This is a genomic window from Clavibacter zhangzhiyongii (assembly GCF_014775655.1).
GTDB lineage: Bacteria > Actinomycetota > Actinomycetes > Actinomycetales > Microbacteriaceae > Clavibacter > Clavibacter zhangzhiyongii.
The window spans coordinates 1,602,626-1,617,921 of sequence record NZ_CP061274.1 but is presented as its reverse complement, the minus strand read 5'-3'; the positions used below and the strand labels follow the sequence as shown (position 1 = coordinate 1,617,921).

The window sequence follows — 15,296 nt, the reverse complement described above, 5'->3', positions numbered from 1 at the left end:
GCCGGATCGCGCCGCGCGGGACGGGATCGGTCAGACGACGTGCGGGTGGTGCTTCGCCAGCTGGAACACGCCGGCCACGGCCACGGCGCCCGCGACGAGAAAAGCCACGCCCGCGTAGAAGGGCGCGTCGGCCGCCTCGCCGAGGACCGTGACGCCGATGCACACGGCGACCAGCGGATCCACCACGGTGAGGCCCGCGATGACGAGGTCGGGCGGGCCGGAGGAGTAGGCCGTCTGCACGAAGTAGGCGCCGAGGAGCGTCGCCGCGACGAGGGCCACGATGCACACGGCGGTGAGGACGTCGAAGTCGCCCGTGGTGAGCCGGTTGATGACGACCTTCGCCAGCGTCGCGACGAAGCCGTAGAGCACGCCCGCGCTGATGATGTAGAAGATCGCGCGCACGTGCCGGCGGAAGTAGAGGAACAGGCCGCCGAGCAGCGCGAGGACGACGGCGAGGATCACGAGGATCGTGATGAGCTCGGGCGTGCGGATGGGGGTCTCCTTGGCGAAGACCGCCGCGAACACCACGAAGAGCCCGACGCCGCCGATGCAGAGGGCCACCGCGCGCTTGGCCTTGAGGTCGAGGCGGACGCCCGTGGCGCGCGAGTTGAGGACGGCCGTGACGACGAGGGCCACGGCGCCGAGGGGCTGCACGACGATGAGCGGCGCGAGGCGCAGGCTCGCGAGCTGGAACACGATGGCGAGGCCGAGCATCACGGTGCCGGCGACCCACGACGGCCGGCCGAGGAGCGCGCCCAGCTGGCGGAGGCTGAGGCCCGACGTGCTCTTCTTCCCCCGCGCCTCCATCTTCGCGACGCCCTGCGACTGCAGCTGCGCGCCCAGCGAGAGGAACACGGCGCCGACGAGCGCGATCGGGATCCCGAGCGCCTGGTACGGGGTCAGCGATGCGGCCTGGATCACGGGGCTGGCGTCGAAGGGCACGCCCCGACCCTACCCGGCGGCCCGCCTATGCTCGGCAGCATGGCCGTCCTCCCGATCCGGATCACCGGAGACCCCGTCCTGCACGAGCGAGCCCGCGAGGTCGAGTCGTTCGACGACGACCTGCGGACCCTCGTGGCGGACATGCTCGAGACCATGGACGAGGCTCCCGGCGTGGGTCTCGCGGCCCCGCAGGTGGGCGTCCCGCTGCGCGTGTTCGTCTACTCCTACGAGACCGACGAGGGCGAGCCGCTGCGCGGGGTCGCCGTGAACCCGGACCTCTTCATCACGCCCGTGCCGGTGCGCGAGGCGGACGAGGACACCGAGGAGGAGGGCTGCCTGTCCTTCCCGGGCGAGCGCTTCCCGCTGGTGCGCGCCGAGCGCGCGATCCTCCGCGCGCAGGACCTCGACGGCCGGCCGTTCGAGATGGAGGCCTTCGGCTGGTTCGCGCGGATCCTGCAGCACGAGTTCGACCACCTCGACGGGTACCTCTACACGGACCGGCTCGAGCACGAGCACCGGAAGCCGGTCGCCAAGGTCATCCGCAGGAGCGGCTGGGGCGTGCCCGGCGTCTCGTGGCTGCCGGGGCGCGACCGGCTCGAGGACTGAGGGGACGCGCCCGGGCGACGCGCGGGTGCGGGGGGCGCCCAGCTGGGCGTGCGGCACCTCCGGCTGCCCGCGTCCGGGCAAAGGAAAAGGCCCCGCGGGTGGAGCCGCGAGGCCTTCGCTCCCCGAGTTGGACTCGAACCAACAACCTGCCGGTTAACAGCCGGCTGCTCTGCCAATTGAGCTATCGAGGATCGTGTGGAGCAACCTGGAAAGCGTAGCAAAGAATCCGGGCGCCTCCGATCACCTAGCGCGCGACGGGCGCGTCCCCGGTGTCCGGCACCGGCAGATCGGCGAGTCGCGGCGCCCTCCCGAGGCCCGACGCGACGGCGCCGACGAGGCCGACGAGCGCGCCGAGGCCCGTGACGAGGACGGCCGCGCGGATCCCGCAGGCGCCGGCGATCGCCCCGCCGAGGGCCGCGCCCACGGGCTGCCCGCCCCACGCGATCATGCGCGCGGTCGTGTTCACGCGGCCCTGGAGGTGCGCGGGCGTGACGGTCTGGCGCACGACGATCCCCGACAGCGCGACCGTGGACGCCGCGGCCTGCCAGGCCGCGAGCACGAGGACGGCGGCGACGAGCGATCCGACGGCCGCCCACGCCGCCGTGAGCGCGGTCTGCATCGCGAGCCCGCAGATCGCGACGGCGCCCACGCCGACGCGGCGCTGGATGGGGGCGAGGGCGCGCGAGGCGACGAGGGTCCCGCACGCGGCGGCCGCCGCCAGCACGCCGAGCGCCGGTCCGTCGGCGGGCTCGTGGAGGCCGCGGGCGACCATCACGACGAGCGTGCCCGTGACCGCTCCCCCGGTGAGGCTGCTGGCGGATCCGACGAGGGTCAGGTCGCGGACGAGCGGCGCGCGTCGGATGTGCTGCAGACCCTCCAGGACCTCCGCCGCGATGCGGCGCCGGACGCGGGGCCCCGGGCGCGGGACGGGCGTCCAGGTCACCCGCGCGAGGAGCAGGGCCGCGGCGACGTAGCTGGCCGCGTCGAGCGCGAGGACCGCCGGCGCGCCGAGCCCCGATACCGCCGCGGCGCCCGCGAGCGGGCCGGCGATGCCGATCACCGTGTACACGGTCGTCATGCGCGTGGTGGCCGCTCCCACGCGGTCGCGCCCCACGAGGGCGGGCAGAGCGGAGAAGCTCGCGGCGTCGAAGAAGACGAACAGCGACGAGACGGCCGCCGCCACGGCGACGAGGAGCGCCGGATGCGGGGGGCCGGCGAGCGCGGCGAGCGGGACCGAGGCGGTCGCGGCGGCGCTCAGCCACGTCGTGGCGAGCATCGTGCGACGGGCGTCCCACCCGTCGACGAGCGCGCCGACCGGGAGGGCGAGCACCAGGTACGGCAGCGCCTCCATCATGGCGACGAGGCCGAGCAGGGCCGCGTCGCCCGTGGTCGTGTAGACGAGCACCGGCAGCGCCACCGCCGTGAGCGCGTTGCCCGCCCACGAAACCGCCCGCGAGAGGACGAACCGGTCGGCGTCGCGCAGGGCCGGCGCGCGCGCCGTCGCGTCAGCCATGGAGGAGCGCGTCGAGGGCGACGACCCCGTCGACCGCGCGTGACCCGATGAAGTCGGTCGACGGCAGGGCGAGCATCCGCCCCTCACGCACGGCCCGGACGCCGGGGAGGCGGGCCTCGAGGTCGGCGCGCACGCTGTCGCGCTCGGCGTCGGTCGAGTAGAGGTAGACGATCGTGCCGGGATCGCGGCGGGCCACGTCCTCGACGCTGACCTCCGTGTAGTACTGGTCGGCGGGGAGCGCGTCCTCGTACACGTCGCGTCCGCCCGCGCGGGCGACGACGTCGCTGTAGAGGCCGCGGGCGTCGGCGTAGACGGAGCCGTCGAAGACCTGCAGCACGGCGAGGTCGACGGGAGCCGCGTCCGCCACGCGCGCGTCGACCGCCGCCAGCCGGGAGCGCTCGTCGGCGATCGCGCGGTCGGCCGCGGATTCGGCGCCGAGGAGCGTCCCGAGCGCGGCGAGGTCGGTGGCGGCGTCGTCGACGTGCCCGGTCGTGACCTGCCCGTGGCAGAACGAACTGATCACGTACACGCGGATGCCGAGGGCGGCGAGGTCGTCGATCGTGGGCAGCTCCGTGCCGTCGAAGTGGTACTCGCCGTCGGCGACGATGAGGTCCGGGTGCGATGCGAGCAGCGTCTCCCGGTCGACGGCGCCGGTCGCGAGCACGGGGATGCGGTCGTAGGCGTCCCGGTAGCGGTCGAGCGGCGGCGACTGGTCGGTGAACGCCTGGCCGACGAGGCGGTCGCCCGCTCCCAGCTCGAGCAGCATCTCGGTGACGGCCGGCCACAGCGAGACGATGCGCTGCGGGCCGGCGGGGAAGGACAGCGTGCGGTCGCACGAGTCCACCGAGACGGGGGCCGCGTCGGCGGCGGGCGGGGCCGCGGGGGCGTCGGCCGCGCAGCCCGCGAGGACGAGCACGGCGGCGAGGGCCGCGGCGAGGGTGGGGAGGCGCGCGGCGGCGCGGGGGCGTGCGGGAGGTGCGGGGGTCATGGTCGTCCGTCCTGGGGGGTGGTGGGCGTGCTGAAGAAGAGGTGGCGGCGGCCGGTGACGGGGTGCTCGCCCAGGTGGACGTCGACGCCGAAGACGTCGCGCAGGATCCCGGGGCGGAGCACCTCGTCGGGCGTGCCGCCCGCGACGATGCGGCCGTGGTGCACGACGTGGATGCGGTCGCAGTACGCGGCGGCCAGGTTGAGGTCGTGCAGGGCGACGACCACGGTGATCCCGAGCCCGCGCACGAGGTCGAGCAGCTCGAGCTGGGTGGCGACGTCGAGGTGGTTCGTCGGCTCGTCGAGCACCAGGATGCGGGGACGCTGCGCGAGCGCCGCGGCGAGCATGACGCGCTGGCGCTCCCCGCCGGACAGGGACCGGACGGCGCGGTCGGCGAGGCCGGCCGCTCCCGTGCGGGCGAGGCACGCGTCGACGGTCGCGCGGTCGTCGGCGGTGTCGCGGTCGAGCGCGCCCTTGTGCGGAGTGAGGCCCGTCGCGACGACGGCGCGCACGTCGAGCGCTCCGTCGTCCCCGTGGTCCTGCGTGAGGGCGGCGACGATCCGGGCGGAGTCGCGCGGGCGCATCCCGCGGAGGTCGCGGTCGCCGAGGAGGACGGTGCCCTGCGCGACGGGCAGGGCGCGGTACAGGGCCTTGAGCAGGGTGGACTTGCCGCTGCCGTTCGGGCCCACGAGGCCCACGAGCTCCCCGTCGCGCGCCTCGAGCGTCGCCTCGGTGACGGGCGTGGCGCGGCCGATGCGGACGGCGACGTCGCGGATCGCGAGCCTCATCGGGTCCGTCCCCCGTCCGCGCGGAGCAGGACCGCCAGGAAGACGGGCACGCCGACGAGCGCGGTCACGATGGAGAGCGGCAGCTCGCGCGGCGCGGTGAGCGTCCGGCCGGCCAGGTCGGCGAGGACGAGGAACAGGCCGCCGACGAGCGCGGCGAGCGGCAGGAGCCGCCGGTGTCCGGGCCCGACGACGAGCCGGACCAGGTGCGGCGCGATGAGCCCGACGAAGCCGACGCCGCCGGCGACGGACACCGCGGCGGCCGTGAGGAGCGCGGAGACCGCGAAGAGGATCGTGCGCGAGCGCGACAGGTCGACGCCGAGCGACGCCGCGCGGTCGTCGCCGAGGAGCAGCGCGTCGAGGGTGCGCGCGCCGCCGAGGAGCCCCACGAGGCCGAGCGCCAGCGCGGAGGCGGGCAGGGCGAGCGACGCCCAGGAGGCGCCCGAGACGCTGCCGAGCAGCCAGAAGAGCACGCCGGCGATCTGGTCGGGCGACGCCTGGAGCTGCAGCCAGCTGGTGAGCGCCTGCAGGAGGGACGAGATCGAGACGCCCACGAGGACGAGCCGCGCCGGATCGACGCGGCCGCCCCGACGGCCGAGCGCCAGCACGAGCGCGAGGGTCCCGAGGGCGCCCGCGAAGGCGGCGCCGGTGACCCCGAGGGTCGCGAGGATCCCCGCCGCCGACGCCCCCACGACGAGCGCCGCCACCGCGCCGAGCGAGGCGCCGGACGCGATGCCGAGGACGAAGGGGTCGGCGAGCGGGTTCCGGATCAGGGTCTGCAGCACGGTCCCCGCCAGGGCGAGCGCGGCGCCCGTGACGAGCGCGAGCAGGACCCGCGGCGCACGGTACTCCCACACGATCTGGTCGTCGATCGGGTCGACGCCCGGGCCGAGCGGGTCCGCGCCGAGCGCGTGGTGCAGGACGACCTGCGCGACGTGCAGCGGCGACACGGACACCGATCCGACGCCCATCGCGATCGCGAGGACCAGCGGGGCGGCGAGGACGAGGGCGGGCACGAGGGCCCGCCGGGCGAGGCGCGCGCAATGCGGCGGCGGCGGCGGGGGCGCCGGGTGGCGCGGCGAGGAGCCGTCGGGTGCGGGCGGGGCGGGCGCGTCGGGCGCGGGGGCGGTCGTGGGATCCATGTCGCTCTCCGTCGGGAGGGTGGGGCGCCGGCGGGCCGGCGGATGGTCGTGGGGCGGCGGGTCGGGGTGCGGCGGGCCGCCGGAGCTCAGTGCGGCAGCGGCACGGGCCGCGCGGGTCGCGGCCTCGCGGGTCCCGGCCCGCCGAGGAACGGCAGCGCGTGCGGCGCGTTCGAGCGGAGGCCCGGCACGATCACGCGCACCACGTGCAGGCCCGCGCGTCGGATCTCCGGCAGGGTCACGTCGACCGCGAGCACCTCGCGGCCGCCCGCCCGCAGCGCGTCGACGAGCTCCGGCAGGCGGTCGGGTCCGTCGAACCGGTCGTCGAGGTCGGCGAGGGCCCGGCGCCCGGTGATCGACCGGTCGAGCTCGTCGAGGAACGTGCGCTGGATCACCGGGTCGAGGTGCAGCTGCAGGTGGCAGCCGTAGTCGACGACGTCGGAGAGGTCCGCGCGGTACGACAGGCGGTGGGCGCGGTCGGCGCGCCACGGCTTCAGCGGGCTGCCGGGCTCGCGGGCCGCGGCCATGTAGGGGCCGGTCGGATCGTCGAGGTCGGCCTGGAACAGCTGCAGCTGCAGGGCCTCCCCCAGCGCCTTGCGGGCGGCGCGCACGGGTCGGCCGCCGCTCGCCATGCCGAGGGTGAGGTACCCGGTGCGTGCGTCGCGCAGCAGCGCCCCCAGCACGGGCAGTCCGCCCTCCGCGGGGAGGAGGAGCCAGCGGCAGGACAGGGCGTCGGCGGGCCCGCGCGCCAGGTCGTGCAGCTCGCGCGGCACGTCGAGCTCGACGAAGCCGGCGCCGTCCGTCCACGCGCGCGTCATCGCCTCCCGCTCGAGCACCTCCCCGAGGCCGCCCCAGAGCGCCTCGCGCTCGGACCGGCCGGTCGCGAGCCCCGCCTGCATGATCGGGTGCACCGCCGGGGGCACGAGGAGCGCGTGCGACACCCACACCAGCGATGCGGGCACGAGCACGCGCCCGTCCGTGCCGAGGCGCGCGGCCTCCGTCCAGTCGACGATGGCGTCCCGGTCGAGGACCGCGACGGGCAGCCGGCCCGACGCGTGCTGGGCGGCGGAGTAGAGCGCGAGCTCGCGCGGGTCCAGCACGTCACGGCCAGCGGCGGCGAGCTCGCGGGCGGACGCGCGGACGAGGCCCGACGGCACGACGTTGCCGCAGTAGCGCTCCACCGCCTCGCCCACGGCGGCGCCGAGCACGGCGTCGGGATCCGCGAAGGCGTGGCCGGCCCCGGACGCGTCGGAGGCCCAGCCGCAGGACGCGGTCGAGTCGGCGAGCACGGCGTGCGCGAGCGCGAAGGCGGGCGGGAAGTGGGCCGGGATCCGGCGCTGCTCGATGCGGCGGACGACGCCCGTGCGCGCGTCCACGAGGTCGGCCGGCGTCGAGGTCGGGGCGGGGTAGGGGTCGGCGTCCATGCGGCCTCTCATGCCAGGGGGATCGGGTCGGGGACGAGGTCGTCGGCGGTCGCGGGGATGCGGTCGAGCCCGAGGCGCCGCGGCACCTCCAGGTAGCGGGCGGATCCGCGGAGCGGGTACGCGGGCGGCCCGTTGCCCACGAGCCCCGGCACGACGACGCGCACCACCTCGAGCCCGGCGAGCCGGACGTCGGGCGTGGTGAGGTCCACCGACACCGCGCGGAGGCCCTGCCGGGCCAGCTCCTGGAGGTGCGCCTGCCGGGGGTCGGCGGCGGCGATGCGCGGGAGGTCGTCGAGCGGCACGGACGCGTCCGGTCGCAGCCGGTCGAGGTGCGCGCCGTTCATCCGCGGGTCGAGGTGCAGCTGCGCGACGGACGGCAGGTCGACGAGCCGCGCGTACCCGGGACCCGCGTCGTCGAGGTAGCGGCGATCCGCGCGGTACGGCAGGAACACGTGCTCCTCGATGCCGCCCGCGCGGACGGCCCGCCACACCTCGCTCGCCGGGTCGACGAGCTGGCGGGTGAGCTGCAGCAGGCCGAGCGCCTCGACGAGGGCCTTCGTCGCGGCGCCCGCGGGTGTGCTCCGGCAGGCGCTGCCGAAGGCGACCAGCCGGGATCCGTCGTCGTGCTCCTCCTCGAGGAACGCGGCGACGACGGGCGCGGGCGACTCCGACGGCACCTCGAGCAGGCGCACGCGCACGGGCGGTGTCGTGGCGTCCTCCGCCCAGCCGAGGGCCCCGGTGATCCGGCCGCCGTCGTCGATCGCGCGCGTCGACGCGCCGCTCGCCCACCAGACGGCGGTGGCGTCGCGCTCCCACAGCTCCTCGAGGGCGTTGCGCTCCGCCATGCGGCGGTCGGATCCCGTGGCGATGCCGGAGTAGGCGAGCGAGTGCCGCGGCACCTCGCCGGCGCGGGAGCCGTGCACGACGTCGAGCCAGGCGAGCGTGGCGGGCACGAGCACGGGCCCGCCGTCATGGAGGTCGACCCCCGGAGTCCAGAGCGCCTCGGAGCGGCGCGTGAACGGGCGGAACGGGAAGCCGGGCGCGGCGTGCTGCGCGGGCGAGTACAGGGCGAGCGACTCGGGATCCAGCACCCTCGCGCCTCCCGCGGTGAGGGACGCGTGCGAGCCGCGGACGAGGCGCTCCGGCACGGCGTTGCCGCAGTACCGCTCGACGGCCTCCCCGCACGCGGCGAGGCGCGCGGGGACCGGATCGCCCGAGGACGCGCCGAATCCGAAGCCGTCCGCGCGCCACGGCGAGAAGCGGTCGGCGCGGGAGACGGTCGCGCCGTGGCCCACCCAGGCGAACGGGAGGCGGGGATCCGCGGGCTGGCGCGCGAGCGACGTGATGAGTCCCGTGCGCGCGTCCACCAGGTCGGCGACGTTCACGGGGCCTCCTCCCCGCCGGCCCGCACGCCGTCGGGCGGCGGGACGCATCCCGACGCGACCGGCAGCGTGAGCGCGAGCGGCGCGTCCGGGTCGATGCGCACGCCCTGCCGCACCGTCGCCTGCCGCGTGGAGGTGCACCGCTCCCCCGGCGGCCCGCCGAGGTTCCGCGCGAGCCGGGGCGCGTCGGCGCCGGCCAGCTCGAGCACGAGCACGGTGCCCGCCGCGAGGACGACCGCGACGGGTCCGAGCGGGACGGCGACGCGGAGGCCGTCGTGGGGTCCGGCGACGGTCGTCTCCCCGACCGCGAGCTCCTGCTCGGCGCCGTCGGGGGTGCGGGCGAGGAGCCGGGCGACCCAGTCCACGCCGGGCGCGTCGGAGCAGCTCACGAGCTCCACCGCGACGTCGCCGGTGAGGCGCAGGGGCGCGGTGATCGGGAGGGCGGTGGCGCGCACCGCGTCCGGCCGGGACGCGAGGGCGCGCCGGTCGACGCCCGGGTGGCGGGACGGACGCGGATCGCGCGGGTCGTGCACGATGCCGACCGGGCCGCCCGCCGCCCACTCCACGCGGGTGAGCGCATGCGGCGGCGGCCAGTGCTCGTGCTGCTCCCAGCCGGATCCGCGGACGTGCACCTGCGCGCGCCGGGGCGGCAGGGCGGCGTCGAGGGCGTCGCGGATCCAGTCGACGAGCATCCGGCCCCACGGGAGGACGGCGTCGTCCCCGTGGTCGAGGTCGCCGATCCGACCCGAGCCGCTGCTCGCGAGGTCGTGCTCCCACGGTCCGACGAGGAGGTGCGCGGGGGTGCCGGGCACGGCGGATCCGGCCAGGCGATGGTGCTCGAGCGTCTCCGGGAGCAGCAGGTCGTGCCAGCCGCCGACGTGCAGGGTCGCGGCGTCGAGGGCGGCGAGCTCGTCGGGCGTGATCTCCTCCCCCGTCCGCGCGTCGGGTCCGTCCTCCACGATCCGCCGCCACGACGGCAGGTGCGCGCCGAGCGCGTCCGGCAGGTCGACGACGGGCAGGTGCCGCAGGATCCCGGGCCGCTCCCCGAAGACGAGCGCCGCGAGGCCGTCGCGGCTCGTGCGGGCGTCGCCGCGCTCGAGCCACCAGGCCGCGTGCTCGGCGAGCCGCAGGATCCCCCCGCCGCCGAACTTGGTGCGGCCGAGCGACATCGACGGGCCGAGGGACACGACGGCGCGTACCGCCGCGGGACGCTCGACCGCCATCGCCCACGCGGTGCAGCCGGAGTACGAGCCGCCGTACGCGACGACGCGTCCGTCGCTCCAGGGCTGCGCGACGACCCAGTCGACGAGGGCCGCCCCGTCGGAGCGCTCCCCGCGGTAGGGGACCCACGTCCCGTCCGAGTCGTGACGGCCGCGGACGTCCTGCGCCACGTACGCGAAGCCGCGCTCGCGCCAGGCGCGGCCCTCGGCGAGGTGCCGGGAGCGGCCGTAGGGGGTGCGCGTCACGATGCAGGGCACGGTCGGCCCGTCGGCCCCGGCGCCCTCCGGCACGTGCGCGTCGTGCACGAGGACGACGCCGTCGGACGCGCGGAGCGGCAGGGCGAAGCCCGAGGTGCCGGTCATCGGTCGACCGCGACGGGGAGGTGGGGCGCGGTGGGGAGGCCGTCGGCGGTCGCGAGCGCGACCGGCGGGTCGGCGAGGTCGACGGGCAGCGGCAGCACGGGGTGGCGCTCGACGAGGCCGGTGGCGAGGGCGATCGTGTGCTCGTGCCGCACGCCGGGCGAGCCCCCGCCGGAGGGGTCGAGGTGCGCCTCGAGCTCGTCGACGACGATGCCCGCGGCGATGGCCGCCGCGCCGACACCCACACCGTGCCACGCCCATGGCGCCGTGATCCCCGCAGCGGCGCGCGCGTCCGCCTCCCGCCACAACCGGTCGAGCTCCTCCACCACGCGGTGCGCGGCACGGCGACGGCCGCGGTAGTCGGCGTAGGCGACGGCGCCCGGGCCGCCCGGCGCCTGCAGCGGCCCGACGACGAGGAGCTCGCCCTCCTGGTGCACCCGATGCCAGGGCAGTCCGGTGCGGGCGAGCTCGCGCCCCCGGGCGGACCACGCGGCGTCGGGCTGCTCGGGGGCGATGGAGACGAGCGCGCATGCGGCCGCGGGCACGGCGGCGTCCGAGGCGAGCGGCGTCGCGCGGTCGCCGAGCAGGGCGAGGAGCGCCCGCGCGACCGGGCCGTCGCCCTCGACGGACACGGGGGCGTTCCCGGGCAGCGGGCGGGAGGGGTCGGGGACGCCCTCGATCGCCGCGCCGCGGTCCCGCAGGAGCCGCACGAGCGGGGTGCCCGGGTCGTCGGACGACGCCGGGGCCGGGGCGTCGGGATCCGCGATGCCGTCGCCCGCGAGGCGCCGGGCGACGTCGGCGACGAGGGCGTCGGGTCCGCTCACGCGGTGGAACTCGCGGGCGGGGGTCACGTGCCGCCACTCGTCGGCGGCGACGCGGTACAGGAGGTGGTGCGGGGCGAGGCGGAGCATCGGGTCTCACGATCGGTGGGCGGCGGCGGGGCCGGGCGGCGGATGCGGGGGCGTCGGACGCGGGCGGGCGTCGTCCCGGCCGGCGCGCCGTCGCGCGCCGGCCGGCTTCCCTCTCCTAGTGCTGGAGAGCGAAGGGGTTGTGGACGAGGGCGTTCGTGCCCGGTCCCTGCGGCGCGCTGAGCACGTCGTCGCCGGCGATCGCCTCGACGGCGAACGGATTGTGGACGAGCGCGTTCGTGCCCGGTCCCTGCGGCGCGCTCAGCACGTCGTCGCCGGCGATCCTGGTGATGGTGACGTCGATCATGTCGGCATCCTCCCTGTCAGTTACTGAGAACGGTTCTCAGTACGGGCACGGTAGAGGAGCGGTAGGTCGGGACGCGCACGCCGTCCACAGGTAGCGTCGCGGCATGGGGATGTTCGAGGTCGTGGTCGCCCGGCCGAACGACGTGGACCGGCTGTGGCCGCTGCTCGCGGAGGACCTGCGGGAGCGCGACGCGTCCGACGCGGATCCGGTGTCCGCCGCCCTCCGCCCGCGGCCGGGCGACGCACCGGACGAGACGCTGCCGCTCCTGGAGGCGCGCCGGGAGCGCATCGTGCGCCTGGTGTCCGATCCGGAGGCGCCCGTGCTCCTGGCCTACTCGGGGATCCGCGCGGTCGGCTTCGCGCTCATGGACCGCAACGGCGTCGGCGGTCGGGCGTTCACCGCGTCGGGCTGGCGCGGCCTCGGCGTCGAGGAGGAGATCCGCGCCGCGGCGCCCCTGCTGCTGCGCTGACGGCCGTGCGCCGATCGCGCGTCGAGCGGCGCATCGCGCGGGGGCCCCGTCAGACGACGGGCAGCAGGTACGTCGGGCTGGGCACGGCGATGACGGCGGGCGCCGCGGTCGGCAGCCCCGTCGCCGGGTCGAGACGGAAGGACGCGACGGTGCCGGACTCCTGGTTCGCCACGTGCAGCCGGTCGTCGACGAGGACGTGGTGGCGCGGCATGGCGCCGCCGCAGGCGAAGGCCGCGAGGGGCGCGAGCGCACCGTCGGCGGCGATGCCGACCACGGCGATGCGGTCGGATCCGCGGAGGCCGACGTACGCGCGCCGCCCGTCCGCGGACACCCGCACCTCGGCCGCGGAGTCCCGCGCGTCGGGCTCGGCCGCGCACGGGGTGGAGGCCGCGATGCGCCAGGACGCGCCGGCGCCCTCGAGCGCGTGCAGGGTGCCGTCGAGCTCGCCGACCACGAGCACGCGCCCTGAGTCGAGCAGGGCGAGGTGACGCGGCCCGGTGCCGGGCGGGAGGACGACCCCGGCGATCCGGTCGAGCCGGCCGTCGCGCAGGGCGTGGACGAACACGGCGTCGGAGCCGAGGTCGGCGCTCAGCACGACTCCCCCGCCGACGTGCAGCGTGCTGTGCGCGTGCGGGCCGTCCTGCTGGGGAAGGGGGCCGGACCCCTCGGCCGTCAGCAGCTGCACCGCCTCGCCGATGCCGCCGTCGTCCTGGAGCGGGTGGACGGCGACCGTGCCGTCGCCGTAGTGCGAGGTGAGGAGGAGCCCGTCGACGACGTGGAGGTGGCACGGGCCGGATCCGCCGCTCGCCTGCCCGCCCGCCCAGCGCAGCGAGCCGCCGGGTCCCCGGCGGAACGCCTCGACGCGGTCCGCCGCCTCCCCCACCGCGTAGACCATGCCACCGTGCGCGAGGAGGAACGAGGGCGACGGGGTCTCGACCGCGGTGCCGACGACGGCGAGGTCGCCCGTGATGGCGTCGAGCGCGAGGCCCGTGATGCCGATGCCGGATCCGCCGCTGTCGGCGGTGTACCCGCCCGCCCAGATCGAGACCTCGGGCAGGGCGGCTTCCTCGGGCGTCATCACGCTGCCCACACTAGGGGGCGCCCCCGACGTGCGGCGGGCGCCCGGGTCAGTACCCGGAGGACGGCTCCACGATGCCGACGAAGTCGCCGGTGCGCAGGAAGGCCTCCGTGTTGAGGCGGATCCGCTCGGCGAGCAGGGGCCGCACCATGTCCGGGGTGTCGGCGGTGTGCGGCGTGATGACGCAGCGCGGCTCCGAGAACAGCGGGTGCCCGTCCGGCAGCGGCTCGGGCGACGTGACGTCGAGGCCCGCGCCGAAGAGGGTTCCCGCGCGGAGGGCCGCGAGCAGCGCGTCGGAGTCGACGAGCGCGCCCCGGGCGATGTTCACGAGGACGGCCGTGTCCTTCATGATGTCGAGCTGCGCGGCGCCGATGAGGCGGGCGGTGTCGTCGGTGCTGGCAGCGGCGAGCATCACGACGTCCGCGTCGGCCAGGACCTCGTCCAGCCGGTCGGCCGTGACCGTGCGGTCGGCGCCCTCCACGGGGTCGCCGCTGCGGCGCACGACCGTGACGGTGCAGTCGAACGGGGCGAGCAGCCGGATGTACTCCAGCGCGATGCCGCCGGCGCCCACCACGACGACCTCGGCGCCGTAGAGCGAGAGGCCGGCCGAGGATCCCCACGACGTGGCGCGGGCGCGCTCGGGCAGCTGGCGCAGGGTCGCGAGGGTCAGCGCGAGCGCGTGCTCGGCGACGGGCTGCGAGTACGCGCCCTTCGCGCTCGTCCACACGAGGTCGGGCCGGTCGCACTCGCGGAGCGTGTCGGCGAAGGCGTCGACGCCCGCGAACGGCAGCTGGACCCACTGCACCTGGGGGTTCGCGGCGAGCGTGTCGGTCAGCTCGGCGGCGCGGCGGATGGAGAGCCAGACGATCCCGCGGGTCTCCTCCGAGAGCTCGGCGACCTCGCCGCCGCCCGCGCGGACGGCCTCGAGGTAGGCGTCCTCGGTGCGCGGCAGCATGGCGACGGGGCCGGGCGCGGGGCGCGCGTCGCCCGTGAGGCGATGCGGCGTGGCGCCGTCGACCGCGCGGTGGACGCGGCGCGGGGCGGGGGCGGATGCGGCGGTGTCGGTCATGTGCGGGGCCTCCGGGGGTGCGGGATGCGGACGGGGGGTGCGGGGTCGCGGAGCACGACGGGCGGGTCGGCGGGCTCGGGCTCCTGCGCGGGATCGGCGGCGTCGCGTCGCGGGTCGGGCGCCGCAGCCGACGCCCCGTCGGTCGTCGTCTCCGCGTGCTCGTCGTCGGGCCGGGCCTCGCGCGTCACGCCTCGCCCGCCGTCGTCTCGCCGGTCGCGGGGACCCGCCCGGGGTCGGCGGCGGCGCGGGACTCCGCGAGCCCCCGCACGTAGGGGTGCGTCGGGTCCCGGAGCACGTCGTCGATGTCGCCGTAGCCGACGAGCGTGCCGCGGTGCAGCACGGCCAGCCGGTCGGTGAGCCGCTCGACGACCGCGAGGTCGTGGCTGACGACGAGGGCGGAGAAGCCGCCGCGGGACTGGAGGTCGCGGAGGAGGTCGAGGACCGCGACGCGGCTCATCACGTCGACGCCGGAGGTCGGCTCGTCGGCGATGAGGAGGCGCGGCCCGAGCACGAGCGCGCGGGCGAGCGCGACACGCTGGCGCTGGCCGCTGGAGAGCTCGTGCGGGTAGCGGTCCTGCGTGCCGGGCGGCAGGTCGAGCGCCGCCAGCAGCGTGACGACGCGGCGGGCGGCGACCTGGCTGTCGAAGCGGCGGTCGCGGGAGAAGATCGGCTCGGCGATGGCCTCGCTCGCCGTGAGCTGCGGGTGCAGCGTGGTGCCGGCGTCCTGCGGCACGTAGCCGATGCCGTACGTGGTGCGCGTGCGGGCGCGGCGCCCCATGCGGCGGAGGCCCTGGCCGAGCACGGAGGCGTCGCCGCCCGTGATGCGTGGCACGGCGGCAGCCTCGTCGCCGGACGGGACGAGGCCCGCGAGGACCCGTGCGAGGGACGACTTGCCGGATCCGCTCGCGCCCACCACGCCGAGCACCTCGCCGGGCTGGAGCCGCAGCGTCACGCCGTCGACGGCGGGCGGCGTCTCGGCGCCGCGGCGGGAGGGGTAGGCGAGCCGGAGGTCCCGCGCGTCGAGGACCGGCTCGGCCGGCCCGCCGCCCGCGTCGGCGTCTCGGGGGGTGTGCGTCATGCGCTGCTCCGTCCTCGGCGTGGTCGTCCGG

Annotated in this window: 15 protein-coding genes and 1 tRNA gene; 2 read left to right on the top strand and 14 right to left on the bottom strand. The window is 77.0% G+C overall.

The window, feature by feature from the left end:
* Positions 1–30 precede the first annotated feature (30 nt).
* Entirely contained in the window at positions 31–942 is a 912-nt protein-coding gene (locus H9X71_RS07695) for a DMT family transporter (RefSeq protein WP_191146566.1), read from the bottom strand.
* 39 nt (positions 943–981) lie between these two features.
* On the opposite strand from H9X71_RS07695, the gene def reads away from it, so the two are divergent.
* On the top strand, positions 982–1,548 hold the full coding sequence (gene def, locus H9X71_RS07690) for a peptide deformylase (protein ID WP_191146565.1): 567 nt from the start codon (positions 982–984) through the stop codon (positions 1,546–1,548).
* Between the two features lie 118 nt (positions 1,549–1,666).
* Here def and H9X71_RS07685 read toward each other — a convergent pair.
* The 10 genes from H9X71_RS07685 to H9X71_RS07640 form a co-directional block, all read right to left on the bottom strand.
* A tRNA-Asn gene (locus H9X71_RS07685) sits at positions 1,667–1,739 on the bottom strand.
* A 53-nt stretch (positions 1,740–1,792) separates the two neighbouring features.
* Positions 1,793–3,061 carry an MFS transporter gene (locus tag H9X71_RS07680; protein WP_191146564.1) on the bottom strand — a complete coding sequence of 423 codons (1,269 nt, stop codon included), beginning with the start codon at positions 3,059–3,061 and terminating at the stop codon, positions 1,793–1,795.
* On the bottom strand, positions 3,054–4,049 hold the full coding sequence (locus H9X71_RS07675; RefSeq protein WP_191146563.1) for an ABC transporter substrate-binding protein: 996 nt from the start codon (positions 4,047–4,049) through the stop codon (positions 3,054–3,056). The genes H9X71_RS07680 and H9X71_RS07675 overlap by 8 nt, the downstream gene beginning before the upstream one ends.
* On the bottom strand, positions 4,046–4,834 hold the full coding sequence (locus tag H9X71_RS07670; RefSeq protein WP_191146562.1) for an ABC transporter ATP-binding protein: 789 nt from the start codon (positions 4,832–4,834) through the stop codon (positions 4,046–4,048). The genes H9X71_RS07675 and H9X71_RS07670 overlap by 4 nt, the downstream gene beginning before the upstream one ends.
* The gene (locus H9X71_RS07665; RefSeq protein ID WP_213003932.1) at positions 4,831–5,973 is read right to left on the bottom strand and encodes a FecCD family ABC transporter permease; all 1,143 of its coding nucleotides are present in this window, start codon (positions 5,971–5,973) and stop codon (positions 4,831–4,833) included. Before H9X71_RS07665 ends, H9X71_RS07670 begins: the two co-directional genes overlap by 4 nt.
* A gap of 86 nt (positions 5,974–6,059) precedes the next feature.
* The gene (locus tag H9X71_RS07660) at positions 6,060–7,394 is read right to left on the bottom strand and encodes a YcaO-like family protein (RefSeq protein WP_191146561.1); all 1,335 of its coding nucleotides are present in this window, start codon (positions 7,392–7,394) and stop codon (positions 6,060–6,062) included.
* A gap of 8 nt (positions 7,395–7,402) precedes the next feature.
* Positions 7,403–8,779 carry a YcaO-like family protein gene (locus H9X71_RS07655; protein WP_191146560.1) on the bottom strand — a complete coding sequence of 459 codons (1,377 nt, stop codon included), beginning with the start codon at positions 8,777–8,779 and terminating at the stop codon, positions 7,403–7,405.
* Complete coding sequence (locus H9X71_RS07650) at positions 8,776–10,359, bottom strand: CocE/NonD family hydrolase (RefSeq protein ID WP_191146559.1); 1,584 nt, start codon at positions 10,357–10,359, stop codon at positions 8,776–8,778. The genes H9X71_RS07655 and H9X71_RS07650 overlap by 4 nt, the downstream gene beginning before the upstream one ends.
* On the bottom strand, positions 10,356–11,267 hold the full coding sequence (locus H9X71_RS07645; RefSeq protein WP_191146558.1) for a hypothetical protein: 912 nt from the start codon (positions 11,265–11,267) through the stop codon (positions 10,356–10,358). Before H9X71_RS07645 ends, H9X71_RS07650 begins: the two co-directional genes overlap by 4 nt.
* Before the next feature lie 115 nt (positions 11,268–11,382).
* Positions 11,383–11,571: a streptamidine-related RiPP repeat protein gene (locus tag H9X71_RS07640; RefSeq protein ID WP_191146557.1), complete on the bottom strand. Its 189-nt coding sequence runs from the start codon at positions 11,569–11,571 to the stop codon at positions 11,383–11,385.
* Positions 11,572–11,674: 103 nt separating this feature from the next.
* Here H9X71_RS07640 and H9X71_RS07635 point away from each other — a divergent pair, with 103 nt between their 5' ends.
* On the top strand, positions 11,675–12,040 hold the full coding sequence (locus H9X71_RS07635; RefSeq protein WP_191146556.1) for a hypothetical protein: 366 nt from the start codon (positions 11,675–11,677) through the stop codon (positions 12,038–12,040).
* 49 nt (positions 12,041–12,089) lie between these two features.
* Here the strand turns inward: H9X71_RS07635 and H9X71_RS07630 are convergent, their stop codons facing one another.
* The 3 genes from H9X71_RS07630 to H9X71_RS07620 all read right to left on the bottom strand — a co-directional run bounded on the left by H9X71_RS07630 (position 12,090) and on the right by H9X71_RS07620 (position 15,265).
* The gene (locus H9X71_RS07630) at positions 12,090–13,118 is read right to left on the bottom strand and encodes a lactonase family protein (RefSeq protein WP_191146555.1); all 1,029 of its coding nucleotides are present in this window, start codon (positions 13,116–13,118) and stop codon (positions 12,090–12,092) included.
* 49 nt (positions 13,119–13,167) lie between these two features.
* Positions 13,168–14,073 carry a D-isomer specific 2-hydroxyacid dehydrogenase family protein gene (locus tag H9X71_RS07625; protein WP_191149119.1) on the bottom strand — a complete coding sequence of 302 codons (906 nt, stop codon included), beginning with the start codon at positions 14,071–14,073 and terminating at the stop codon, positions 13,168–13,170.
* A 298-nt stretch (positions 14,074–14,371) separates the two neighbouring features.
* Positions 14,372–15,265 carry an ABC transporter ATP-binding protein gene (locus tag H9X71_RS07620; RefSeq protein WP_191146554.1) on the bottom strand — a complete coding sequence of 298 codons (894 nt, stop codon included), beginning with the start codon at positions 15,263–15,265 and terminating at the stop codon, positions 14,372–14,374.
* Between the last annotated feature and the right edge of the window lie 31 nt (positions 15,266–15,296).

Coding starts and splice junctions, on each gene's coding strand:
- def (WP_191146565.1), top strand. CDS start 982: ATGGCCGTCCTCCCGATCCGGATCACCGGAGACCCCGTCCTGCACGAG.
- H9X71_RS07680 (WP_191146564.1), bottom strand. CDS start 3,061: ATGGCTGACGCGACGGCGCGCGCGCCGGCCCTGCGCGACGCCGACCGG.
- H9X71_RS07675 (WP_191146563.1), bottom strand. CDS start 4,049: ATGACCCCCGCACCTCCCGCACGCCCCCGCGCCGCCGCGCGCCTCCCC.
- H9X71_RS07670 (WP_191146562.1), bottom strand. CDS start 4,834: ATGAGGCTCGCGATCCGCGACGTCGCCGTCCGCATCGGCCGCGCCACG.
- H9X71_RS07665 (WP_213003932.1), bottom strand. CDS start 5,973: ATGGATCCCACGACCGCCCCCGCGCCCGACGCGCCCGCCCCGCCCGCA.
- H9X71_RS07660 (WP_191146561.1), bottom strand. CDS start 7,394: ATGGACGCCGACCCCTACCCCGCCCCGACCTCGACGCCGGCCGACCTC.
- H9X71_RS07650 (WP_191146559.1), bottom strand. CDS start 10,359: ATGACCGGCACCTCGGGCTTCGCCCTGCCGCTCCGCGCGTCCGACGGC.
- H9X71_RS07645 (WP_191146558.1), bottom strand. CDS start 11,267: ATGCTCCGCCTCGCCCCGCACCACCTCCTGTACCGCGTCGCCGCCGAC.
- H9X71_RS07640 (WP_191146557.1), bottom strand. CDS start 11,571: ATGATCGACGTCACCATCACCAGGATCGCCGGCGACGACGTGCTGAGC.
- H9X71_RS07635 (WP_191146556.1), top strand. CDS start 11,675: ATGGGGATGTTCGAGGTCGTGGTCGCCCGGCCGAACGACGTGGACCGG.
- H9X71_RS07630 (WP_191146555.1), bottom strand. CDS start 13,118: ATGACGCCCGAGGAAGCCGCCCTGCCCGAGGTCTCGATCTGGGCGGGC.
- H9X71_RS07625 (WP_191149119.1), bottom strand. CDS start 14,073: ATGCTGCCGCGCACCGAGGACGCCTACCTCGAGGCCGTCCGCGCGGGC.
- H9X71_RS07620 (WP_191146554.1), bottom strand. CDS start 15,265: ATGACGCACACCCCCCGAGACGCCGACGCGGGCGGCGGGCCGGCCGAG.